Origin of the sequence: Mesorhizobium ventifaucium, assembly GCF_935822925.1 — a bacterium.
GTDB lineage: Bacteria > Pseudomonadota > Alphaproteobacteria > Rhizobiales > Rhizobiaceae > Mesorhizobium > Mesorhizobium ventifaucium.
Genome location: NZ_CAKXZS010000030.1, coordinates 67977 through 91731 on the forward strand (window position 1 = coordinate 67977; position 23755 = coordinate 91731).

Annotated in this window: 22 protein-coding genes; 16 read left to right on the forward strand and 6 right to left on the reverse strand. The window is 62.6% G+C overall.

Features of this window, described 5'->3' with window-relative positions:
- The first annotated feature begins 316 nt into the window (after positions 1–316).
- The 8 genes from NMG70_RS24490 to NMG70_RS24525 all read left to right on the forward strand — a co-directional run bounded on the left by NMG70_RS24490 (position 317) and on the right by NMG70_RS24525 (position 9771).
- On the forward strand, positions 317–1900 hold the full coding sequence (locus NMG70_RS24490) for an ABC transporter substrate-binding protein (protein ID WP_254026900.1): 1584 nt from the start codon (positions 317–319) through the stop codon (positions 1898–1900).
- A 125-nt stretch (positions 1901–2025) separates the two neighbouring features.
- On the forward strand, positions 2026–3006 hold the full coding sequence (locus NMG70_RS24495) for an ABC transporter permease (RefSeq protein ID WP_254026901.1): 981 nt from the start codon (positions 2026–2028) through the stop codon (positions 3004–3006).
- A complete protein-coding gene (locus NMG70_RS24500; protein WP_254026902.1) occupies positions 3006–3932 on the forward strand; it encodes an ABC transporter permease in 927 nt (308 codons plus the stop codon). Before NMG70_RS24495 ends, NMG70_RS24500 begins: the two co-directional genes overlap by 1 nt.
- A complete protein-coding gene (locus tag NMG70_RS24505; protein ID WP_254026903.1) occupies positions 3929–5752 on the forward strand; it encodes a dipeptide ABC transporter ATP-binding protein in 1824 nt (607 codons plus the stop codon). The genes NMG70_RS24500 and NMG70_RS24505 overlap by 4 nt, the downstream gene beginning before the upstream one ends.
- A 45-nt stretch (positions 5753–5797) precedes the next feature.
- On the forward strand, positions 5798–6559 hold the full coding sequence (locus NMG70_RS24510) for a DeoR/GlpR family DNA-binding transcription regulator (RefSeq protein ID WP_128184062.1): 762 nt from the start codon (positions 5798–5800) through the stop codon (positions 6557–6559).
- Positions 6552–7832: a Zn-dependent hydrolase gene (locus NMG70_RS24515; protein WP_254026904.1), complete on the forward strand. Its 1281-nt coding sequence runs from the start codon at positions 6552–6554 to the stop codon at positions 7830–7832. Before NMG70_RS24510 ends, NMG70_RS24515 begins: the two co-directional genes overlap by 8 nt.
- A 10-nt stretch (positions 7833–7842) precedes the next feature.
- The gene (locus NMG70_RS24520; protein ID WP_254026905.1) at positions 7843–8808 is read left to right on the forward strand and encodes an aminoglycoside phosphotransferase family protein; all 966 of its coding nucleotides are present in this window, start codon (positions 7843–7845) and stop codon (positions 8806–8808) included.
- 21 nt (positions 8809–8829) lie between these two features.
- Entirely contained in the window at positions 8830–9771 is a 942-nt protein-coding gene (locus NMG70_RS24525; RefSeq protein ID WP_254026906.1) for a choline/ethanolamine kinase family protein, read from the forward strand.
- Positions 9772–9863: 92 nt separating this feature from the next.
- Here NMG70_RS24525 and NMG70_RS24530 read toward each other — a convergent pair whose 3' ends face one another.
- Genes NMG70_RS24530 through NMG70_RS24540 form a run of 3 tightly spaced genes read right to left on the reverse strand, consistent with a single transcriptional unit; the run spans position 9864 to position 13432 of the window.
- A complete protein-coding gene (locus tag NMG70_RS24530; RefSeq protein WP_254026907.1) occupies positions 9864–10688 on the reverse strand; it encodes an alpha/beta hydrolase in 825 nt (274 codons plus the stop codon).
- Positions 10689–10699: 11 nt separating this feature from the next.
- Entirely contained in the window at positions 10700–12187 is a 1488-nt protein-coding gene (locus tag NMG70_RS24535; RefSeq protein ID WP_254026908.1) for an NAD-dependent succinate-semialdehyde dehydrogenase, read from the reverse strand.
- An 18-nt stretch (positions 12188–12205) separates the two neighbouring features.
- Complete coding sequence (locus NMG70_RS24540; RefSeq protein WP_254026909.1) at positions 12206–13432, reverse strand: iron-containing alcohol dehydrogenase; 1227 nt, start codon at positions 13430–13432, stop codon at positions 12206–12208.
- 140 nt (positions 13433–13572) lie between these two features.
- On the opposite strand from NMG70_RS24540, the gene NMG70_RS24545 reads away from it, so the two are divergent.
- From NMG70_RS24545 to NMG70_RS24555, 3 genes are read left to right on the forward strand one after another with little or no spacing between them, the layout of a single operon-like run.
- Positions 13573–14274 carry a GntR family transcriptional regulator gene (locus NMG70_RS24545; RefSeq protein ID WP_254026910.1) on the forward strand — a complete coding sequence of 234 codons (702 nt, stop codon included), beginning with the start codon at positions 13573–13575 and terminating at the stop codon, positions 14272–14274.
- A 10-nt stretch (positions 14275–14284) separates the two neighbouring features.
- Positions 14285–14494, forward strand: coding sequence for a hypothetical protein (locus tag NMG70_RS24550; protein WP_254026911.1), 210 nt, complete (start codon positions 14285–14287; stop codon positions 14492–14494).
- Positions 14460–15053, forward strand: coding sequence for a DJ-1/PfpI family protein (locus NMG70_RS24555; protein WP_254026912.1), 594 nt, complete (start codon positions 14460–14462; stop codon positions 15051–15053). The genes NMG70_RS24550 and NMG70_RS24555 overlap by 35 nt, the downstream gene beginning before the upstream one ends.
- 87 nt (positions 15054–15140) lie before the next feature.
- Here NMG70_RS24555 and NMG70_RS24560 read toward each other — a convergent pair whose 3' ends face one another.
- From NMG70_RS24560 to NMG70_RS24570, 3 genes are all read right to left on the reverse strand, one after another.
- Entirely contained in the window at positions 15141–16664 is a 1524-nt protein-coding gene (locus NMG70_RS24560; RefSeq protein ID WP_254026913.1) for a xylulokinase, read from the reverse strand.
- A gap of 82 nt (positions 16665–16746) precedes the next feature.
- On the reverse strand, positions 16747–17715 hold the full coding sequence (locus NMG70_RS24565; RefSeq protein ID WP_254026914.1) for a shikimate dehydrogenase: 969 nt from the start codon (positions 17713–17715) through the stop codon (positions 16747–16749).
- Positions 17716–17788: 73 nt separating this feature from the next.
- A complete protein-coding gene (locus NMG70_RS24570; protein WP_254026915.1) occupies positions 17789–18427 on the reverse strand; it encodes a glucose-6-phosphate isomerase in 639 nt (212 codons plus the stop codon).
- Positions 18428–18535: 108 nt separating this feature from the next.
- Here NMG70_RS24570 and NMG70_RS24575 point away from each other — a divergent pair, with 108 nt between their 5' ends.
- From NMG70_RS24575 to NMG70_RS24595, 5 genes are all read left to right on the forward strand, one after another.
- Positions 18536–19309 (forward strand): orotidine 5'-phosphate decarboxylase / HUMPS family protein, encoded by a 774-nt coding sequence (locus NMG70_RS24575; RefSeq protein WP_254026916.1) that lies wholly within the window; start codon positions 18536–18538, stop codon positions 19307–19309.
- On the forward strand, positions 19294–19800 hold the full coding sequence (locus NMG70_RS24580) for an SIS domain-containing protein (protein ID WP_254026917.1): 507 nt from the start codon (positions 19294–19296) through the stop codon (positions 19798–19800). The genes NMG70_RS24575 and NMG70_RS24580 overlap by 16 nt, the downstream gene beginning before the upstream one ends.
- A 223-nt stretch (positions 19801–20023) precedes the next feature.
- Positions 20024–21496 (forward strand): ABC transporter substrate-binding protein, encoded by a 1473-nt coding sequence (locus NMG70_RS24585; RefSeq protein ID WP_254026918.1) that lies wholly within the window; start codon positions 20024–20026, stop codon positions 21494–21496.
- A 74-nt stretch (positions 21497–21570) separates the two neighbouring features.
- Positions 21571–22707 (forward strand): carbohydrate ABC transporter permease, encoded by a 1137-nt coding sequence (locus NMG70_RS24590; RefSeq protein ID WP_254026919.1) that lies wholly within the window; start codon positions 21571–21573, stop codon positions 22705–22707.
- On the forward strand, positions 22704–23750 hold the full coding sequence (locus tag NMG70_RS24595) for a carbohydrate ABC transporter permease (protein WP_254026920.1): 1047 nt from the start codon (positions 22704–22706) through the stop codon (positions 23748–23750). The genes NMG70_RS24590 and NMG70_RS24595 overlap by 4 nt, the downstream gene beginning before the upstream one ends.
- Positions 23751–23755: the final 5 nt, after the last annotated feature.

The window sequence follows — 23755 nt, forward strand, 5'->3', positions numbered from 1 at the left end:
TGCATGTTCCGGTGAACTGCTGGTTTCTTCCCGCGAGACATTTCGCACACTGTTTGGCTTTGCGACGTTTTGGAAGAAACCACACGATTCCAAAAACCCAATTTCGTGCCTCTTTGCTGGGCAATGAGGGCCGTCTCGCCTTCTCCAGCAGAACGTTTTTGCGCCAAAATGCCTAACATTCCACCAAAGTAGGGCGACATCCCCTTTCCTCGCGCGGTATCGGCAGCACGCAGCAAGAATCTGTGTTGCCAAGCGGGGAGTTTTGGCTAACGTAAGGAAAACCACAAAACCACATAACGAAAAAGGGGAACAACATATGAGCGAGTCAAGCAGGCGCGATTTCATGAAAGGCATGGCGGCGTTCGGAGCGGGCGCCGGGCTTATGGTGATCAACCCGGAATTCCTGGTGTCGGGCGCGGCTGCGCAGGCGGGCAAGCAACTGGTCTTCCTGTCGGCCGAGAACATCACCGGCAACTGGGATCCGACCGCGCATACGACGCTGTCGCAGAAGAACATCGAGGGTTTCGTCATGGGGTTCCTGACCCGCACGCCGATGCGCGTCGAAAAACCCGACGAGGTCATCTACGAACTCGCCACAAAGATCACCTTGCTTGAGCCGACCAAGCTTGAGATCAAACTGCGTGAAGGGGTAAGGTTCCACGACGGAAAGCCATTCAAGGCGGAAGACGTCAAGGCGACCTTCGAATACGGCTCGCAGCCCGACCGGCCGGCGCAATGGTATCCGGGCCCGACCGAGACGCTGACGATCACAACGCCGGACGACTACACGGTGATTGTCGACACATCGAAGGGCGGCTACCCGGCGCACCTGTTCATCTTCCTCGCCTCTTACCTGCCGATGCTGTCGGCAACCGACATCGCCGCCGGGCCGAGCGGGCCGCTTTCGCAGCGCTTGAACGGCACCGGGCCTTACAAGTTCGTCGAGCAGCGAGGCAACGACACGGTGTTGGAAGCCTACTCGGACTACTTCCTCGGGGCGCCGACCATCCCCGGCATCAGCTTCAATTTCGTTGGCGATTCGACCACCCGCATGCTGTCGCTGATGAACGGCCAGGCGTCCATCGTGGAGCGGCTCGAACCGGAGCAGGTGGCGACCCTGCAAAGTAACGAGAAGGTGGCAATCAGCAGCGTGGTCTCGGTCGAAAACAAATATCTGTGGTTCCGCTGCTCCAAGCCGCCCTTCGACGATTCGCGCGTGCGCATGGCGGCCTGCCACGCGATCGACCGGTCCATGCTGCTGGAAATCCTCGGCGAAGCCGGCCATGCCTCGGCGAATTATGTCTCGCCGGTGAAGTTCGGCTATATCGACCTGCCCAATTATCCCGAATACAGCCCGGAGAAATGCCAGGCCCTGCTCGCCGAAGCAGGCTTCCCGAAGGGCCAGGGCCTGCCCGAGCTCGAATACATCACCTCGGTTGGGTTCTATCCAAAGACCAAGGAGTATGGCGAGGTGATCACTGCCATGCTGCAGGAGCAGGGGTTCCCCGTCACGCTATCGGTGCTGGAGATCGCGGCGTGGAATGAGCGTCTCTACGACCGTCCCGGCGGCGGTCCGGGCCATATGGTCGACTGCGGCTGGTCGACCGGATCGCCGGAGCCGGACCTTGTGCTGCGTACGCATTTCCATTCCTCATCCAAGCGCATCACCGGTATCGTCGATCCCGAACTGGACGCCTCACTCGACAAGGAGCGCAGCGCGGCGTCGCTCGAGGAGCGCAAGCAGATCCTCCAGACCGAGACGATGCCGATGATTGCCGCGAAGGTGCCGTCGTTCTCCCTGTTCACCTCCGTCATGATCCACGCGATGGACAAATCTCTCACGGGGCTCTTCATCTATCCGGACGGTTCCATGGACGCGTCGAAGGGGGCGTTCGCCTGATCGGCGCCAGCCGCGGCCCGCGGGAGTAACAACCCGGGCCGCGGTTGTCGTCGACGGCCGGGTGAGACACACGGGCTCGGCTGCTGGCAACCAGTCCTCGGGCTTCGTCCGCCGCAGGAGATGGAATGTTCATCATTAGCTTTCTTGTCCGCCGCCTGGCCCAGGGTGCGCTGATCATTTTTCTTGTAACGCTGCTGATTTTCACCTTGCTTCGCGTCGTTCCTGGCGATCCCGTCCGGTTGATGGCGGGCGGAATGGCGCCCGAGGCGCTGATCGAGCAGATCGCCAAGGAGATGGGGCTTCGCGACCCGGTGCTGGTTCAATTCGGGCGCTACATGAGCGGCGTCGTCAGGGGCGACCTCGGCCAGTCGTTCGTTCGGCCGGCCAGCGGCGCCTCGACCGGCGGATCCAGTTTCGGGGATGCCACGCGCGGCGAGCGCGCCGATGTGCTCACCCTTATCGGCGAGACCCTGCCGATGACGCTGCAACTCGCCTTTCTGGCGATCGTGTTCGCGATGCTCTTTTCGTTCCTGGTCGGCATCCCGGCCGGATTGTCTCCCGGGCGATGGCCGGACAAAGTCGCTTTCTACGTGTCATCGATCTTCATATCCCTGCCGGGTTTCTGGCTCGGCATCGTGCTTGCGCTGCTGCTCTCCGTGAAGCTCGGATGGCTGCCGGCGATCGGCTACAAGGGCTTTGCCTACACCATCCTGCCGGCAATCGTGCTGGCTGTCGAACTTTCGCCGGTTCTAATCCGGACGCTGACCGGCTCGATTTCCTCGGCAATGATGATGCCGTTCATTGCAGTCGGCCGCGTGCGCGGGCTCAGCCAGCGTCGGATCATCTTCGCGCACGCGCTGCGCAACGCCTCCGTTCCGCTGCTAAACCTTCTCGGCATCCAGATCAGCGGCCTGCTCGGCGGCGTGCTCGTGATCGAATTCATCTTCGACTATCCCGGACTTGGGCTTCTGACCATCAATGCCGTGTTGCAGCGCGACTTTCCGCTGATTCAGGGCATAGCGATCGTCACCAGCGCCATCTTCGTCCTGATCAACATCGCGGTCGATCTGATCGCGACGCTGATCGATCCGAGACTGGAATACTGATGAGCCTCGCGCAAACCAATCTGAGCCTGAAGGTAACCGCGCCGGAAGCGCAGCGCGGCGCTTCCCTCTCCCGGCGAATATGGAAGGCGGCCCTGGCGTCGAACGAGTTCCGGGTCGGCCTCGTGATCTTCGCCATACTGGGTCTCGCGGCGCTGCTCTACCCGGCCTTGAGCGGGATCGACCCCACCAAGATGAACGTCGCCGGCCGTTTGCAGTCGCCGCCCTTCCTCGGCGACAAATGGAACTGGGCGGCACCGCTTGGCACCGATCAGATCGGTCGCGACATGCTCGTGCGCAGTCTGGTGGGCTTGCGCTATTCCCTGCTGATCGGCCTGTCCACCGTGGTGGTGATGCTGATCATCGGCTGCTCGCTCGGCATGCTCGCCGGCTACTATGGCGGCAGGATCGACATGGTGATCATGCGGATCACCGACGCGCAGCTCTCCATACCGATGATCATCCTCGCAATCACCGTTCTGGGGGTATCGCGGCCGACGATCCCGGCGATCATCCTTGTGCTCGGTCTTTCGAGTTGGCCGGTCTATGCCCGCGTCACGCGCAGCGTCGTGATGACCGAACGCAAGAGCGAATATGTGCGCGCCGCCCAACTCAGCGGCGCTTCGGATTTTCGCATCATGGTCTGGCTGCTCGCGCCGCTGGTGCTGCCGCCGATCATCTTCGTGTCGGTGCTCGACGTAGCGCGCATGATGATCTTCGAGTCGATCCTCGGCTTCATCGGCCTCGGCGTGCAGCCTCCGACGCCGACCTTCGGCAACATCATCGCCGATGGCAGGAAGTACCTGCTCAATGCGTGGTGGATCGCCACCATGCCCGGGGTGTTCCTGTGTCTTACCCTGACCAGCATCAATCTGATGGGCGCTTCGCTCGAACGGGCCCGCAACCGGATCTACGGAGGCGTGTCGTGAACAGCAGCCCGGTCCTGTCGGTTAAAAACCTCGGCGTGGAAGTGGGCACGGGCGCTGGCGCCCGGCCGGTGCTCTCCGATGTGAGTTTCGATCTCGCCCCGCGTGAAATCGTCGGCATCATCGGGGCCAGCGGTTCGGGCAAGACCGTTCTGGCGCGAGCCCTGGTCAACTGGATCGACCCGCCGCTGCGCATCTCGTCCGGCTCGGTCGAGTACAAGTCGCAGAACATCCTCGACCTGGCCGGCGGACGGATGCGCCTGCTGCGCAGGGAGATCGCCTATGTCGGCGCGAACCCTATGGGAGCGCTGGATCCGACTTTGCCGGTCGGCCGCCAGATCGTCGAGAAGCTGAGCGCCGTAGTGCCCGGCATCGATCCCTCGGAAGCCCGCAAGCGGGTCATCGATCTTCTTGGAGCGGTCCGCATTCCCTCGCCACGACTACGTTTCGACGAGTACCCCTCGCAGTTCAGCGGCGGCATGATGCAGCGCGCGCTGATCGTCGACGCTTTGATCAGCAATCCAGCTTTTCTCGTTGCCGACAACGTCACCCAGCCGCTCGACGTGACAGTCGCAGCGCAGGTCCTGCGTCTGATGCGCGAGTTGACGGAGCGTTTCGACACCGCGGTAGTGTTCGTTTCCTCTTCGCTGCCGACGGTCAAGGAGGCGGCCGACCAGGTCCTGGTGCTGTCCGAAGGCAGGATTGTCGAGCGCAACACCCCGCAGCGGCTCATCGACGCGCCGCAGCATCCCTATACGCTGCAGTTGATCAGCCAGATACCGAAAATCTGGACGAGCGAAGCGGTCGCGGTTCCACGTACACCGAACGCGGCCAGGCCAACGATCAGCATACGCGACGCAACCCGCACCTACCTAGTCCGCAAACGGGGAACGTTCGCGGCCCACAGCGAGGTTCGCGCCGTGCGCAATGTCACCTTCGACGTCATGCCGGGCGAGAATTTCGGCGTGGTCGGCGAGTCCGGCTGCGGCAAGTCCACCCTGATGCGGCTTCTCAGCCGCCTGGAGTTTCCGGACAGCGGCAGCGTCATCTGCGATGGCCAGGATCTCTCGAAACTGAGGGGAAAGATGCTGCTGAAGTTCCGGCGCGATTTTCAGCTCGTGCTGCAGGATCCGTTCAACTCGCTGCCGCCGCGGACATCGATCGGCGCGATCCTGGAGGATCCGCTGCGTGTGCACGGCATGCGCAATGCGAAAGAGATACGCGATCGTGTCCTGGCGGTCATGGCCGAGGTCGAGCTTCCCGCGAACCTCTACGATGAGTTGCCGCTTGGGCTCAGCGCCGGTCAACGCCAACGTGTCAACGTCGCCCGCGCCATGGTGCTCGAGCCGAAGGTGCTCATCATGGACGAGACGCTGTCGTCGCTTGACCAGACCGAGCAGTTCCGCCTGCTGGCGCTGTTCGAAAAACTGCAGGCCCAGCACGGCCTGACCTACGTCTTCATTTCGCATGACCTTGCAATGGTCCGCCGCGTCTGCAACCGGGTTGCCGTGATGTATCTCGGCGAGGTGGTCGAGATCGCCGACAATGAGCGTCTTTTCTTCGATCCCGGGCATCCGTACACGAAGGCGCTGTTGAGCGCGGTACCGACACTGGAGGAGCGCCGCTACAAGCCGGAGGACTGCCTGCTCGAAGGCGAGCCGCCGAGCCCGATCGACCTGCCGCCGGGTTGCAGTTTCGCCAGCCGCTGTCCGCATGCCTTCGACAGGTGCCATGCCGAGAGCCCGACGCTGACGGTGCGAAATCACGGCGAGTCGGCGGCCTGCTTCCTGGTTGAAAGACAGGGGGCCCGCGCCGCCGCATGATGGACAAAAGACGGGGAGGAACATACCGATGGAAGCGAGATTTGCATGAGCGATCCTGAAGATCGCTTGCAATATGCACTTGCCGAACTCGAGACGCACGGGCGCGTGTCGGTGCAGGCACTCGCCGAGCATTTCCATGTCAGCCGGGAAACGGTGCGTCGCGACCTGAAGCAGCTGGAACTCGAGGGGCACCTGCGGTGCATCTATGGCGGTGGCGTCAAGCCGCGCCCGGACGCCGATGAGCCCATCGCCGACCGGATGCGGCTGAACGCGCGCGAAAAGGCCCGCATCGCCGAATGCGCGGCGACCCTGCTCAGAGACCATATCAAGATCTTCGTCGACACCGGCACGACGACGCTGGCGTTCGCCAAGCATCTGAGGAACTGGCCTGATATCACCGTCTACACCAACTCGCTCGACATCGTCGCGCTGCTCGCCGATGCCGGACATCCCAATCTCGTGGCGGTCGGCGGCGACGTCAGGGCGAGCTACCGCGCCTTCATGGGTCAGGATCCGGTCGATCTCGTCACGCGGCACCTGTTCGACATCGCCTTCGTCAGCATTGCAACCGTCGACAGCAGGTTCGGCTTCATGGACCTCGGACAGGACGAGGCGAACATTCGCCGCGCGCTGCGAAAGCACTCCAAGCAGTGCGTGATGCTGGCGGACAGCAGCAAGTTCGGCCGGCAGGGCTCCATCTGCACATACGAATTCCGGGACGTCGACATCCTGATCACCGACGCTCCGCTCAAGGCGGACTTCGCCGCTCAAATGGATCAGGCGCAGGTAAAGGTGCTCTATGCTTGAAATTCGCAAGGACCCGTCGGCCTTCCCCGGCATCGACGCCGAAGCCCTCCATCGGATGATGGATGAGGTTTCCGCCTTCGGCGGTGGTCCGGACGGCTCGATGATGCGACTGACGCTGTCCCGCGAGGATGGACTGGCACGCGACTGGCTGGCTGCATGGTTCGCGCAGGAAGGCCTGCGCCTTGAGGTCGACGCGATCGGCAACATGTACGGATTTCTCGACTGGGCGGGCAGGGATGCGCCATGCATCATGTGCGGTTCGCATCTCGACAGTCAGCCGAATGGTGGCCGTTTCGACGGCGCCTATGGGGTGATTGCCGCCTGCAGCGCGATAGAGTCGATCCGGCGCCGGGTGGCCGAAGCCGGCATCACGCCGAAATGCAACTTCGTCATCGTCAACTGGACCAACGAGGAAGGTGCGCGATTCCAGCCCAGCCTGCTTGGCAGCAGCGTCAATTCCGGTGAGATCGACCTCAATTTCGCGCTGGCGCGCCGGGACGGTTCTGGCGTTTCGGTGGCCGAGGCGCTGTCGGAGATCGGCTATGCCGGCAAGGCCGCTCGCGTGGTGCCGGACGCCCTCATCGAGATCCACATCGAAGGTTCAGCCCATCTCGAGAAGGCCGGCCTGCGGATCGGCGCATTTACCCGTTTCTGGGGCGCCGTCAAATATCGCCTCGCTTATCTCGGCCGGCAGGCCCACACCGGCCCCACACCGATGGCCGAGCGGCAGGATGCGCTGCTCGCTGCCGCCTATCTGATCGCCGAGCTCAGGGACATGGCCGACAAGGCCGGTCCGGATCTGCACACCTCGGCGGCGCGGCTGGAAGTCCATCCCAATTCGCCGAACGTGGTGCCGGCAGAGGCGGTGATGTTCATCGAACTGCGGTCGGGAAGCGCCGAGCTTCTGGCGTGGGCCGAAGCGGAGCTCAAGCAGAAGATCGCAGCCTGCGCCGCGCGCGCCAACACGTCTTTCGAAGTCCGATCCATAGACCGGAGGCGAGCAGGAGAATTCGACGCCGGGCTGATCGATCTGGCGGAACAGACCGCCAAATCGCTCGGGCAGACGGTGCTGCGGCTCGACACGATCGGTGGGCACGACGCCGTCAGCATGTCGGCGGTGACGCCGGCGATCGTCATCGGGGTACCGAGCGTCGGCGGTGTCATCCACCATCCGACGGAGTTTACCACGCCCGAGGACCGGCTCCTGGGGACGGAACTGCTCGCCGGGATGCTGTGGCGGTTCTGCCTTGACGGCAACATCCTGAAGAACTGAAGGACAGACGATGAAGACGCTCGGCGAAGCCTCGACCCCCGCGGAAGTTCGTGCCGAGGCGGCTCTCACTGCTGTTGCGGCCTGGACGGGAAAACAGATTGGTTTTACCTCAGCTCCTCCGGGTATCGCATCGCCCTCGCATCGCGGCGTTGACAGCGAAGCATGGCTGGTGGCGGTCGACCAGCCGTCTCCGGCCTATTTCCTGAAGATCGTGAACTCGGACCAGAAGGCGTTCGTCGACCTGGAGGCCGTGTTTGAAGCCGCCTCCATCGCGGCCGGACTGGGCTGCACGCCAAGTCCGCGGCACCTTGCGCGAGACGCCGACGCGATCGTCTTCGATCTCCTGCCCCCCGGTTGGAGAACAGCGCGCATGGACGATCTTCGGCGGGCGGACGTGATGGAACAGGTCATCGCGCTTAAAAAGGCGATCCACGGGGCGCGGCCATTCACCTTGTCCCGGACGGTGTTCGATAGGATCCGGGTGCTGGACAACGCCTGCAAAGCCGCTGGCGCCGACCGCCCGGACGATCTTTGGTGGATGCTCGACGGCGTCGGCGAGATCGAGCGCGCAATCACGGCTGCGGGTTACGATGTCCGGCCCAGCCACGCCGACGGCCTCGCCTCCAACGTCATGATAAGCCAGGACGGGGCGGTTCAGCTCGTCGACTTCGACGAAGCCCGCAATGTCGACCCTCTCTACGACATCGGCATTCTTCTCAACGAGACCTTTCCGTTCGAAGAAGAGATGCGGCCGGCGCTTGAGGTGTTCGAGGGCTCCTTCCGTCAGGCTTCCCTCGACCGCTGCCGTGCGTATGCGGCGGCCGACGATCTGGTGTGGGGGCTCTGGGGGATGCTTATGAACTCGATATCGCCGCGCGGCGATATCGAGTTTCTGAAATACGCGCAGTGGCGCCTGCTGCGCTGCCGGATGTCCCTTCGCCAACCGGACTTCGAACTGAAGTTGAGACGGCTTTGAGCGACTGCGAGGAGGCCCTACATGGTTGAGAAGCGGCCGGGCGAGGCGGTGAGCGAAGCCGAGCGGGAGATCGAGGCCGTCATCTGTGCCGTCGAACCATGGGCCGGCCGCGAACTCCGCTACGGGCCGGTGCATGGCGGCATCAGCAATTCCAACTGGCGCGTTCGCATCGCGGGACAGTCAGGGAGCTATTTCGTGAAGGTTCCGGGCCGCGGCACCGAGATGTTCATCGACCGAAAGGCGGCGGCGGAGGCGAGCCGGCGTGCGCACTCGCTCGGTATCGGGCCCGCGGTCTATGGCTATCTGGACGAACGCGGTGTCGAGATTGCCGATTTCATGGAGGGGCGGCGCTCCTGTACCAACCGCGATTTCCTCGACCCGGATGTACGGCGCTCGGTTCTGGGTCTCTACCGGCGCTTCAACGATTCGGGCCTGCTGTCGCTGACCAAGACCGTCTTCGACATGATCGACGAGCATGTCGATCAGGTGCGCGAGCTCGGAGGTGCGCTGCCCGCGGATTTTGCCTGGCTGCATCGCCAGTACGTTCTGGCGCGGGCGGCTCTCGAGGCTTCGGGCATCGACCTGGTTCCATGCTTCAACGACCCGATGCCCGGAAACTTCATGATCGCGCCCGACCGGTCGATGATGCTGATCGACTATGAGTATGCGGCAAACAACGACCGCTGTTACGAACTCGGCATCTGGTGCGGAGAAATGTTCTTCTCCGATGCGGTCGAGGCCGAGGTCATCGAGGAATATTTTGGCAGGTTCGATCCACGGTTGAAGGCCCGCCTGGTCGTGCACAAGGTGCTCGCCGATGTGAAGTGGGGAACCTGGGCGATGGTGCAGAACGTCGTATCGGCGCTCGATTTCGATTTCTACAAATACGGGGCGTGGAAATATATGCGCGCACGCTCGGTGATGCAGACCCCGCAATGGGTCGAGTATCTCAGGGCGGTCTGACTGGTGTCACGGGGCGGAGCAATTCCCGGTTGGATGCAGACGGCATTGCGGTTAAGCCGCTGTGGTGATGGCCGGCATGTCTGCTGGGAGGGTTAGCGGCTGTCGTTAGCAATCAGTTTCGTCAGGCAATCACCCGCCTGGCTCTCAGGCACGCCGAGATCTCTTACACTGTCCATGTGGTTGCGGTTCGTCAGAACAAGCGACGTTGCCGGTGAACCCTGCTGCAGCAGGTGCTCTTTGAATCGATCTGCTTGCTGATGGAAAGGCGGCGTCTCATTGGCGCCGACCAGAACCGTCCCCCTGGTTTGAGGATCATGCCGATGGGCAAGAGGTGTAAACATTGCGACTTCCTCATCGGTGATTCCAATCTCGGCGCCGAGAAAGGAGTTCTGGAGCGGTTTCAAATCGTAGAGCCCGCCGAGCAGAAGTGCTGCCCGCACATTCGAGGGGGTATGCTCGCTGTTGAACAGAAACGTTGAAAGATGTGCTCCGGCCGAGTGACCGCTAACAGTCAGGTTTGCGGGGTCTCCGCCCCAGTCATGAATATTGTCCAGAACCCACTGCTTGGCGCGGCGCACCTGGTCGACGATCGTAGCCATTCTGACCTTGGGCATCAGAGCATAGTCGACGATGACGGCAATCGCACCGGCCTGGGTGATCGTCGTCGCGACGTATGAGTAGTCGCGCTTGGAGAACATTCTCCAGTAGCCGCCATGGATAAACATGTGCACCGGCAGGCCGCTTCTTTTGCCCGAGGGAAAGAACAGGTCGATGGTTTCGGTCTGATCCGGCCCATAGGCAACGTCGGCAGTCATTGGAATGGTTGCGCGAACGGCCTCGCTGCGGTGAACGATGTCCTGCACGATTTTGTCAAAATCCGCGACGTGGTCGCGGATGCGAAACGGATCGCTTTGCACTCTTCCTCCGCTCAGATGCTGATGGCGAGGTATTTCGCCTCCATGAACTCGGCAATGCCGTGATGCTGGCCGCCCTCGCGGCCGAGGCCGCTCTGCTTGACCCCGCCGAAGGGTGCTGCCGGATCGGACATCAAGCCGCGGTTGAGAGCGATCATCCCGGCTTCGATCCTGGATGCCAGCCGCATTCCACGCGCAAGATCGCGCGTGTAGATGTAGGCGGCAAGACCGTATTCGGTGTCGTTGGCGCGCGCGATGATTTCGGCTTCCGTTTCGAATCTCGAGATCGGCGCCACCGGCCCAAAAATTTCCTCGTGCGCCATCTCCGCCTCGGCCGGGACGTCGCAGAGCACGGTCGGCGGATAGTAGTATCCGGTTCCCGAGCCTGCCTTGCCTCCGCACAGCACCCGCGCGCCACGGGCGACAGCATCGTTGACCAGACGGTCGATCTTGTCCACGGCCTTCCTGGTGATCATCGGCCCGCACTCCGTGGCCGCGTCCGTGCCAGCGCCGATCTTGAGTGCCGACATCCGCCTGGCGAGGCTTTCGCCAAACGCATCGTAAACGCCAGACTGGACATAGATGCGGTTTGCAGCCGTGCAGGCCTCGCCGGCGTTGCGCATCTTCGCCACCATCGCGCCATCGACCGCCGCGTCGAGGTCAGCGTCATCGAACACAAGGAATGGCGCGTTGCCGCCAAGTTCCATCGAACACGAAACCACGTGCTTTGGGGCCTCGGCCAGCAGAACCCGCCCGACACAAGTCGAGCCGGTAAAGGAGAGTTTGCGCACCCGCGGATCGGCCAGCATCGCGGCCGTCACCGGGCCGGGATTGGAGGTTGTCAGAACGTTCACCACACCTGGCGGAACGCCTGCTTCCTGGTAGAGCGCGGCAAGCGCGTAGGCGGTGAGCGGGGTCTCGCTGGCCGGCTTCAAGATTACCGTGCACCCGGCAGCCAAAGCGGGCGCGATCTTGCGCGTCGCCATGGCGGCAGGGAAGTTCCAGGGCGTGACAAGGACGCAGATGCCGATCGGCTCGTAGTCGACCACGATCCGGTTGGTGCCGGAAGGCGCCATCCCGAATTCACCGGTGATGCGAACGGCTTCCTCGGCATTCCAGCGAAAGAATTCCGCAGCATAGGCGATCTCGCCACGCGCGTCCGGCAGTGCCTTGCCGTTTTCCAGCGAGATCAGGGTTGCCAGCGTCTCGGAACGCTGCGTCATCAGCTCGAAGCAATTTCTGAGGATTTCGGAACGCTTGCGCGGCGCCGTTGTGCGCCAGCCATCGGCGGCCCTGGCCGCAGCCTCGACGGCGGCCGCAGCATCTTCGATCGTCGCATCGGGAACGGCGGCGATCACCGCTTCCGTGGAAGGGTCCACGACCTGGATTTCCGTGCCGTCGGCGGATTGCCGCCATTGGCCGCCGATATACAAGCCGTGGGAGAATCTATGGAAGTCGGCAGTGTCCTGATCGTCCGCCACCACCTGATGCGATATGTTCATGGCGTGCTCCTCGATTGCTCACATGACAGAGGTGGCGAGGTCGCCATCATAGGCGGCCTGGATCAGGCCCCGCATGGCTGCCAGGTCGAATGGACGCGGATTGTTCTTGATGAGACGGTCAATGCCAAGCGCCTGTTCGGCCGTCCAATCGAGCTTGTCGGCGGGAAGCCCGAGCCTGGCCAGCGAAGGCGTGATGCCGATCGCTGCAAACAGCCGGCCGATCTCGTCGATCGTTGCGTCGGCCATCTCACCGGAACTCCGGTCGCTGCCGTCGAGATCAAGGGCAAGGCCGATCTCGGCCATCTCGGCGGCCGCGGCGGCCCGGTTGTACTTCATGACATATGGCAGCATGGTGGCGACACCCAGCCCGTGAGCGGTGTGGGTGAGGGCGCCGACCGGATATTGCACCGCGTGCGCCGCCGCCGTGCCGGCCGTCCCGAACGCACAGCCGGCTGCAAGCGCGCCCATCATCACATCGGCGCGAGCGTCCTCGTCGGCGGGGTCGCGGTAGGCCTTCTCGAGACTGCGGCCAAGCAGCTTGATCGCGAGCAGCGCAAAATGATCGGTCAGCGCGCTCTTGCCGATGAAGACATGTTGTTGCGGCAGGCCGGGGTCGGTGCCGCGCCTGACGGCGGTAAAAGCCTCGATCGCATGGGTCAGCGCGTCTGCGCCCGCGATCGCCGTCAGCCCCGGGGGACATGTCATCGTCAGTTCCGGGTCGCAGATGGCGGCTGCCGCGATCAGATGTGGGCTGGAGATGCCTACCTTCATGGTGCGATCCGGATCGGAGATCACCGCGACAGGGGTCACTTCCGAGCCGGTGCCGGCTGTCGTTGGCACCAAGATCAGCGGCAGCGTCGGACCGGGCACCTTGAACTCGCCGTAGTAGTCCTGGAGCAGGCCGCCGTGACTGATGAGCAACGCGGCGCATTTGGCCATGTCGAGACAACTGCCGCCGCCGATGCCGATCACCATGTCGGGCGCAAAATCCCGCGCCTCCTCGACGCAGACAGCAACCGAGTCGCGTGGCACATCGGGCTGCACACGGTCGTGCACCAGCACATCGATCGATGCGCCCTCGAGCGTCGCGATGATCTCTGCGAAGGCGACGGTTGCGGCAAATCGCTCGTCCGTGCAGACAAGAGCCCGACGGCCGAGCCTTGCCGCAACGGTTGCAATGACATGGCGCTGGCCCTTCCCGAAGAGGATGTCACGCGGCAGCCTTATTGCAGCGAAAAGGCTCATGTTCTGTGTCCCTTCGATGATGTGGAAGGCGAAAGTTCGTCGAACTCGGCCCAAAAAATATCCTCTATTAAATCGTATAGGATATAGGATTGTATTGAGCGAAGCATCGTGATAGCCAGTGGTCCTGTCAAGAGGCAAAGATGCAGGCCACGAACGCAAGCCGTGCCCGAGAAGCCGACCCCGCCAGCGGGCGCATCCAGCGATCCAACAGCCTCGTGGAGGACGTCTATGAAGCGATCTTCGCGCAACTCATGTCGCTGAAGATCGCGCCTGGCTCACGGATCACCGTCGACAGCCTGGTCAAGGAACTCGAAGTATCCCACACGCCAATCCGTGAAGCGCTTGGCCGCCTCGAAGGCGAAGGCCTTGTGCTGAAGACACATTTGATCGGCTACCGTGCCGCGCCGCAGATAACCAGGCGCCGATTTGACGAACTCTATGAGCTTCGCCTGCTGCTCGAGCCGCATGCGGCGGCCAAAGCAGCCGCATTGATGGATGAGACGAAACTTGCAGTGCTTGAGGAGTCCGCAGGGGGCATGGCGCGCCGCGAAGGCAAGGATGAACGCCTGCGTTACTCCAATTTCGCGCGGCAGGACGCCATTTTCCACGACAGGATCATGGAATTTGCAAACAATGATCTCGTGCGCGAGACTCTCGCGTTCCAGCACACGCACTTCCACATCTTCCGCCTGATGTTCCATTCGCGCGTTACCGAGGAAGCGCTCGACGAGCATCAGGCCATCCTGGCCGCCTTCGCTGCCTGCGACCCCGCTGCGGCGGAACAGGCGATGCGCCGTCATATCGAGCATTCCCGTGATCGTTTGCTGCCGGCGTTCGATTGAGGCTGGCACGATGTTCGTCACCGTCGGCAGCGGCGCCGTCAAGCTGAATGCACCGTTGATCAACGCAAGCAAACGCCGGGGACATCCCGGATTGCGCTTTCTGAGACCCGCGCCGCCGGGCGAGCGCAATGCCCGCCCGCCTTCCATTCACAAAACCCTTCCATTCACAAAACGAGGAACCGACCATGCCAGGCAAGAAAATACTGATGTTGACCGGTGAGTTTACCGAAGAATACGAGATCTTCGTCTATCAGCAGGCGATGGAGGCCGTCGGCCACATCGTCCACGTTGTCTGTCCTGACAAGAACGCTGGAGACCTGATCAAGACGTCGCTTCACGATTTCGAAGGTGACCAGACCTACACCGAAAAGCCCGGCCACAATGCCTTGCTGAACAAGACCTTTTCGGAGGCGGAAAGACAGCTCGACCAGTATCATGCCGTATATTGCGCGGGCGGCCGTGGCCCCGAGTACATCCGCACGGACAAGCGCGTGCAGGCGATGGTCCGCCATTTCCACGAAAACGAGAAGCCGATCTTTACGATCTGCCATGGCGTCCAGATCCTGATCGCGGTCGACGGCGTCGTGCGTGGCAGGAAAGTCGGTGCGCTGGCTGCCTGCGAGCCTGAAGTGACGCTGGCCGGTGGAACCTATATCGACCTGTCCCCGACTGAGGCCTATGTCGACGGCACGATGGTCTCGGCAAAGGGCTGGACCGCACTAGCCGCGTTCATCCGCGAGTGCCTGAAGGTGCTGGGAACGGAAATCCGCCACAGCTGAAGTCAATCGTCCGATGCATTCCAGACGGGATGCATCGTGATTGCCAGGTCTGTCGCTACAGGCAGGGCTCGGCAGGCCTGAGATGCATCACGGCTGCGTCGGGCGCGTGGCGGCCGCCAGTGCGTCGATGTCGTCGTAGAGCGCCTGGCTGTGGTAGTAGAGCTGGTCGAAAACCGGTTGGGTGCGCCTGTAGGTCTCGGCCCATGTGGGGTCCGGCAGGATTTCGGCGCCGTAGCTCACGAATCGCTCGGCCGCCTGTTCGACGCGCGAGAAGCGGCCCGTCGCCGTCGCGGCCATCGCGGCACAGCCGACAATGCCGCATTCGGGCTCCCGCGGGACCAGGATCGGAATGTTGAAGGCACTCGCCTTGATTTTCAGCCAGAGTTCGGTGCGCGCCCCGCCACCGGCGGCGATGACGCGCTCCAGCGGCTTGTTCGATGCGTGTTCCATGATGCGGATGTGGCGCGTCATGGCAAAGGCGATGCCTTCCAGGATCGAGCGGTGCAGATGCTCCATGCCATGCGCGGCGCCCAGTCCGAAGAACTGTGCGCGGGCGTTGCGATGGGGCCCCAGACGCTCGCCGGTGAGAAAGGGCATGAAGAGCAGCGCGTCGCAACCGGCCGGCGCCTCGGCGGCGCGGGCGACGATCTCGTCGTAGGACAGCGCGTTGCCGTGGAAGGCACGGCGTGCCCAGCGCATGCCGTCGCCGCCGGTCTCCAGCAGCACGAATTGCGCCCAGTTGCCTTCGACCGTCGCAACGTTGGAGATTTCCGGGTCAAGCAGCGGCTTCTCCGCGATAACAGTGATGATGGCGCCCGTGCCGGTGCTGTCGGAACCCATTCCCGGGCGACAGGCGCCTGAGCCGAGCAGTGCCACCGGATAGTCGGCGCCACCGACCAGCACGGGAGTTCCAAAGCGCAGGCCGGTGTCGAGCGCCGCCTGTTCGGTGACGTGGCCGACGACATCCAGCGGGTTGCGGATCGGCGGCAGCTTGGCGGCGTCCAGACCCATGCGCTCGATCATCACCGGCGACCAGTCGAGCCGCAGTGGGTTCATCAGGAAGCTGCAGGACGCGTCGCCTGTATCCATAGCGATCTCGCCGGTCAACCGGTAGTTGATGTAATCCTTCGGCATGATGGCGACTGCGCTGCGGGCGTATGCGGCGGGATCGTTGTCTCGGACCCATTGCAGTTTGAAGCCCGGCCATGCGGGAGTCGGGGTGTTGCCGCTTTCGGGCAGGTAGCTGTCCGGCTCGTTCGCTTGCTCGAAGTGACGGACGTGATCGATGGTGCGCTTGTCGTTCCAGAGCGGTGCCGTCTCGCGTGTCAGCGCTCCGTGCGCGTCGAGCAGGACCAGCCCATGCATCTGCCCGCAGACGCAGATGGCGGAGATGTTTTCGCGGGCGCCGTCGACGCGGTCCAGCACCGTCTTGACGCTGGCTCGCGCACCCTCCCACCAGTCGAGCGGCCGCTGTTCGGCCCAGCCGAATTCCGGCACGATCTGGTCGTGCTCTCGCGACGCAAGCTCGAGGATCTTGCCGGTGACATCGATCAGTGCGGCGCGGACGCTGCCGGTGCCGACATCGATGGCGAGGAAAAGTTCGCCGCTCATTTCGGGAGAGTCCTGAGATGGGCAAACATGTGATCCTCTGTCTATCGGTCAAAGCGAGCACGGCGTGACGAGACCCACGGCATCAGCCTTTCGCCGCTTCGATGGCGATGCGCGACATTTCGTCGAAATCCGGCCCCGACACCGGGATCGCGATGTCGAAGACCTCTGCGATCACCTGCGTCCAGCCATGCAGGAAATATGTCCAACCGTCCTCGATCTGCAACTGCTGTCGGGCCTGCTGCCGCCTGGCCTGGTCGAGGAAGATCAGGTCGCCGCGATAATTGAGATCCCAGGCGATGCCGCGCTTGGGGAACACGCCGCCATCGGTGATCGGCGAGCCAGGCGCGTCCTTGCCAAGTCCGGTCGCGTTGATCACCAGCGAGCCGGGTTTCAGCGCCGCCAACGTCTCATCATTGAGCTCGGGCCGGTCTGCCAGGACATATTCGATCTCGACCGTCGACATCATGTCTTTGTGGATGCGCTCGATTTCATCGAGACGCGGCTGCCAACGGTCTGTGACAATGATGCGCGAAGGCAAGTCGGGGCCACGTTGCTTGCGCACCAGGTGCCAGGTGATCGCTATCGTCGATCCGCCGGCGCCCATCGACAGGACTTCCGCGCCGGTGTCCGCAAAATATCCCGCCGGAATGGAACCGTCTATCGCAAGGCCGGAAGAGATCGGATCCTTGGCATGGCAGATCAGTTTGCCGCCCCGCTTCGACAGGCAGCTGGTCTCGTGCATCAGGCGGGCGTGCGGATCGACCACGTCGAACAGGTCGCGCGCTGCATTGAAAAGATCGATCTTGTGCGTGGTGACGAGCGCGCCAAGCGACAGCGGGTCGGATTTTATGAAGGAGACGACCTCACGATAGGCGTCCGGATCGGCATGGAGTGGAAAGTCGATGCCCCTGAGAACCGCACCCTTGAGAACCGCATCCTTCAGCCCGAGGTGGCGCGCCCATGCAGGGAAAACCCGCATGATCGAGCTGCTCGTCGTCGTGACGCCGATAAAGTAGAATGTCGGCTGGGTGGCCGGCCGATAGCGGCTCATTCGCCATTCTCCCGGATTTTCTCCGCGCGCAGTGCAGCACTGCGACGTGAAGCAGCGATCTCGAAGCGAGCGTTCATGCCGGCACCGTGCCGGATTGCCCATAGAGGGCGGAGATCAGCTTCGCGTCACGCGGTCGCCAATCCGGGTTGTCGACTTGCCTCCAGCCTCCATCGCCGGCGACCACGCGCGAGCGCATGCCTCCCGATCTCGCGATGATCTCGTAGTCCTGCCCTGAATCGGCGGGGTAACAGAACAGCATCACCAGATCGTCGTCTCCGACATTGATCGAGCGGTGGATCCAGAACGGCGGAACGTAACAGACGGTCTGGGCATCGATCGGCAGGATGCGAACCTCGCCTTCCGGCGACTCCATCAGCATGAGACCGTGCCCTTTCTGGCCATAGTAGATCTCGGGCCGGTCGGCCCGCCTGTGGATATGACCGCGGGTCATGAAATACTCGACGCCGACCTTGCCGGGCGCCATGTGAGTGACGCCGAAAATCAGGTCGCCCGACTGCTCGGTCGGCCGGAACTCGGAGACTTCGTAGGCGATGCGTTCGCCCCATGTCGCGCGCATGGCTTCGAACGCTGCGGCGTCAGCATAGAGCCCGTCCAGATCGCGGAAGCGCTTCTGGTAGCTGCCGGTTGCATTTGCCATCGCACCAGTCGGCAGGTCGACCTTGCATCCAATGGGCTCGAACAATCTCGTCAAAGGACTACCTCATATTGCATTGCAGGTGGCGTCGGCGCTGATCTGGCCCGCACCTCCTGCTTTCGACAAGAACCACACTTGCTTTGCGGGGTACGATTTGCTCTCCCTATGCAGACCAGCCTGGAGGTTGCTGGATTATGGCAGATTTCGACTACGAAGCACACGACAGTGGGTTTGGCGGCATGCCGCATCCGCTGTCTTAAGCAATCCAGGAGAGCCGCCTTGCTCCTCCAAGTCGCCTTCGACAAGCCTGAACACCTGGCTCTGCTCGCGCAGATGAAGGCGTTCGCCGACATTATCGAGATCGGCACGCCATTGCTGAAACGCCTCGGCCTCTCGGCCATCACCACGGCGCGCGAGCTCTGCCCTGAAGTCATGGTGTTGGCTGATACCAAAACCGTCGACGGCGGCCAGTTCGAGGCTGATATGGTATTCGGCGCCGGTGCCGCGTTCATGACGGTGCTGTCGTGTGCTTCGTCCGCCACGCATGAGGCGGTCGGAAAACGTGCCGCCGCCTTCGGCGCGACGGTCGCCGTCGACACCGTCACCGAGGCGGGCAAGAAAGAATTGCTTCCCTTGAATGCTGTCTTCCCCGAAAGCTTCGGCTATGTCGCGGTCCACTCGCCAACCGATCCGCGGCTGGCAGGCAACATTTCCACGTCACATATCGAGGCCGTCAGAAAGATGCATGATCGCGGCTTTCTGGTTTCGCTCGCCGGCGGGATCGGCCCCGACACGCTGGAAGCGGTGATCGCAGTCGAGCCGGAAATCCTTGTGGTTGGCAGCGCCATTACAGAATCCGCAAGCCCGAAAGAGGTAGCACGATGGATTCGCGACAGATTGCCCAATCCAGGCCGTGGCTGGCCGTGGGACAGGAGATAACCGACCTTCTTGGCCGGATCGACGCCGACGCCTTTGCAAGGCTGGTGCAGGCGTTCGATGACCCTGATCAGCGATGGTTCTTTTCCGGGCAGGGACGCTCCGGCCTTGTCGCGCAGATGGGTGCGATGCGCCTCATGCATCTTGGCCGAGCGGTGCATTTCGTCGGTGAGGCATCGGCGCCATCGATCCGCAGGGGCGATGCGCTGCTGATCATCTCCGGCTCCGGGGAAACGCCGGTCAGTACAGGCTTTGCCCGCATCGCCAAGGCGGAGGGGGCCAAGGTCGTTACGCTGACGCATAAGCCAGCCGGGATCCTGGCCGGCATTGCCGATGTCACGCTGCACGTCCCCGTCGAGAAATCGCAACAGTTTGGCGGCAGCTTGTTCGAACAATGCTGCCTGATCCTGCTCGACAGCATTGTGCTCTTCATGGCGCAGCAGATAGCCGACGCGCACAGACTGATGTTGCACCGCCACACCAACTTGCAGTGACGCCCATGCCGACGGTGGTGAGCATCGGTGACGCGGTGCATCAGCCGGGAAGCCCGCTGGGCACCTCATCTTCCGTCGCGGCAAGGCACTGGACTCGCTGCGCGATGCCGATATTGTGCTTGAGGAGCGTTGGTGCCGTGCTCTGGCGACGGCAGCCGACGGGGAGATACCGGCGGCTTGGTTTTCGCAGGAACAAGTCCCGGTCAACACGGGAGGAAGTCTGATGAGAATTGGGGTCTTTCTGGCCGGCTTTTCGGCTTTTGCCGCGCTGGTTGGCGCGCCTGCCTTGGCGCAGGACAAACCGTTTGCGGGCGTTACCGTGAACGTCATTACGCAGACTGGTGCGATTCAGGAGCCGCTGCAGCGGCGCGCGCCCGAGTTCGAAGCGCTTACCGGCGCCAAGATCAATGTCATCGCGGTGCCCTTCTCGGATCTCTATCAAAAGATTCTCACCGACTGGGCGAGCGGCACCAACTCGGTCGACGCTGGGGTGTTCGCCCCGCAATGGATGGTCGATTACATTGCCGGCGGCTACCTCGAGGACCTGACGCCGCGGGTCGAGGCCGATAAGGACATCCAGCAGGACGATGTGGGCGCGTTCTTCCGGGACTTCTCCGAGAAGTACAGCGGCAAGACCTACATGATCACGCTCGATGGCGACTTCCATATGATGTATTACCGCAAGGACGTGCTGGAAGCGGCCGGCCTGGCGGTGCCGAAAACCTGGGACGAGTATCTCGAGGTCGCCGAGGCCACGCATGGCAAGGACATGAGCGGCGATGGCACGCCGGATTTCGGCTCATGCATCGCCAAGAAGCGCAACGCGCAGAGCTATTGGTTCGTCACCGATGTGGTCGGCTCGATGACCCAGTCCAAGGGAACCAGCCAGGGCACTTTCTTCAACACCAAGGACATGACGCCGCTCGTCAACAACGACGCCTTCCGCAAGGCACTCGACTTCCTGGCTGAATCGACCAAATACGGCCCGCCGGACGAGCTGAACCTCGACGTCAGCGATACAAGGCCGCTCTTCGCCTCCGGCCGCTGCGCGCTGAACCTCGACTGGGGTGATGTGGGCACGATCTCGATCGATCCGGCGCAGTCCAAGGTGATGGGCAAATGGGGCGCGGCGATCATGCCTGGATCCAAGGAGGTCCTGAACTGGGACACCGGCAAGCTGGAGGCCTGCACGGCAGAAAACTGCCCGCACGCGATCGACGGCGTGAACCATGCGCCATTCGCCGCCTTTGGCGGCTGGGGCGGCGGCATCAACGCGGCGGCCGATCCGAAGGTGAAGGACGCCGCCTACGCCTACTTCTCGTTCATGACGCAGCCGGCGCAGTCGAATGCCGACGTGACCGTCGGCGGCACCGGCTTCAACCCGTACCGCACTTCGCAGCTCAGCTACAGCGACCTTTGGAAGAAGGCCGGCATGAGCGAGGAGGAGGCCAAAGTTTACTTGGGCGCGATCAACGACAGCATGAGCAGTCCGAACATGATCCTCGACCTGCGCATTCCGCAAAATCAAAAGTATCAGCAGGTCGTGCTCGACGAGGCGGTGTCGCGCTTCCTCGCCGGCGAAATCGACAAGGAAGCGACCGTCGCGGCGGTCGAGGAAGGCTGGAATGAGCTGAACGAAGAGATTGGCAAAGACGAGCAGCTCAAACTTTACAAGGCGACCATCGGCGCCAAATAGGCAGTCAAGCAAACGACCCGGCGTGGCATCGGTCCGCGCCGGGCCTGATGCCTGCCCCACTTTCTCAGGATATGATGACCGCAACCGACACCATGCCAGACGCTGCCGACCGCCGCAGCTGGGCCGAATGGCTGGACGGTCACTCGGGCCGGATCATGGTGCTGCCAGCCGTCATCGTGCTTCTCTGCTTCGCGATTTTTCCGCTCATCATATCGGCCTATCTCGCGCTTTCGCGCTTTGCGCTCGCGCCGGGCGGATTCACGCTGAAATTCATCGGACTTTTGAACTTCCGCAAGCTGCTGGTCGGCTCGCAGCAGTATCACCTGCTCGGTAAGTTTGGCACGTTCGGCTTTGTCCAATTCGCTTTGCTGGCCTTGATCGCGGCAGGGCTGTTTTTCCTCCTCGCCCGCTACTTGTTGCGTGGCAGGCCGACCGTCGTCGGCACGGTTGGTCGCCTTCTCGCGACGGCGATGGCGATGGGCTTGGCGGTTCTTGCGCTGGCCCCCATGGCGCCGGGCGGCGTGCCAGGGACTGTCGTCAATACGCTTCTCTACGTGTTCGTCGGCGTGTCCGTGCAGTTCGCACTGGGACTGGGCCTAGCGCTGCTGTGCGGCCAGCCGATCCGTGGCCGGAATTTCTTTCGCGTCCTCTTCTTCATCCCGCTGATGGTGACCCCGGTCGGCATCGCCTACACTTTCCGCATGCTCGCCGACATGCAGAAGGGGCCCTTCGCCCCGCTCGTGCGCGCTTTCGGCATCAGCGAGTGGTCGTGGGCGACGGAGGCCTGGTCGGCACGGCTGATGGTATTGGTCGGCGACACCTGGCAGTGGACGCCGTTCATGTTCATCGTGCTGCTGGCGGCCATTGAGAACCAGCCGCGCGATCAGGTCGAGGCGGCGCGGCTTGACGGCGCCAACGGCTTCCAGATTTTTCGCGACATTACCTGGCCAGCGATCGCGCCGATTGCTGCTACCGTCGTGCTGATCCGGCTCATCGAGGCTTTCAAGATCATCGACCTGCCGAACGTGCTCACCGGCGGCGGTCCCGGCCTGGCGACGGAATCGATGACGCTCCATTCCTTCATTTCCTGGCGCACCCAGGATCTCGGTGGCTCGGCGGCTATCGGCTACATGCTGCTCTTCATCTCGACCATCGTATGCGTCTCGTTCTTCAACTTCGTGGTCCGGCCGGCGCGCCGGTTCGAAGCATGAGCGCCGAGCCGCGCTCGCTGGCGCGCCGGCTGTTCGAGCCGGCCTCGATCGATAGTCAGGCGCCGGTCGCCAGGGTGGTGACCTATGTGCTGTTGTTCCTGTGGACGCTGGTTGTGGTGATTCCTCTCTACTGGGTGTTCATCACGTCCTTCAAGGGGCCCGGAGAGGTCGACAACGGGCCGTTCTATCTCCCGTTCGTCGACTTTGCTCCCTCGCTTCAGGCATGGGACTTCATGCTCGTGCAGAATTACACGCTGCGCCCTTACATGAATTCGGTCGTTGTCGCGGTCGCTAGCACACTGCTCGCAGTCCTGATCGGCTCGCTGGCGGCCTACGCGCTCGTGCGTATCCGCTTCCAGGTGAAGCTCGCCGCCGTTGCAATCTTCTTGATCCTGCTCACCGCAATCATCGTGGCGGTGGCCACTTTCGGCGTGCGGTGGGAGATCGCCATTGTTGTGGCGGCAGCCCTCTTCGTCATTGCGCTGTTCACGCTCCTTGGACGCACGAAGCTTGCGGTCGGCAACAGCGATATTGAGTTCTGGATCATCTCAAACCGTATCATGCCGCCGATCGTCGCCGTGTTGCCGATCTACGTGATGTTCCAGCAGATGCGCCTGCTAGACACGCAGGTGGCGCTGATCGCCACCTACACCGCCATCAACCTGCCGATCGTCGTGTGGCTGACGCGCGATTTCTTCGCCGGCATCCCGCTCGACCTCGAGGAGAGCGCACAAATAGATGGGGCCTCCAAGTTCCGCGTTTTCTTCACCATCGCGCTGCCGCTGGTGCGGTCCGGCCTGGTCGCGACCTTCCTGCTGGTACTGATCCTTGCCTGGAACGAGTATCTGCTGGCCCTCTTCCTCTCCAATGCCGATGCGCAGACCATGCCGGTTCTGGTATCGGCACAGAACACGACCCGCGGGCCGCAATGGTGGAACATGTCGGTGTTGATCACCGTGATGATCGCCCCCGTGATCATCATCTCCAGCATCCTGCAGAAGCACATCGCGCGCGGACTGCTTGTCGGCGCAGTGAAGGGCTAGTCATT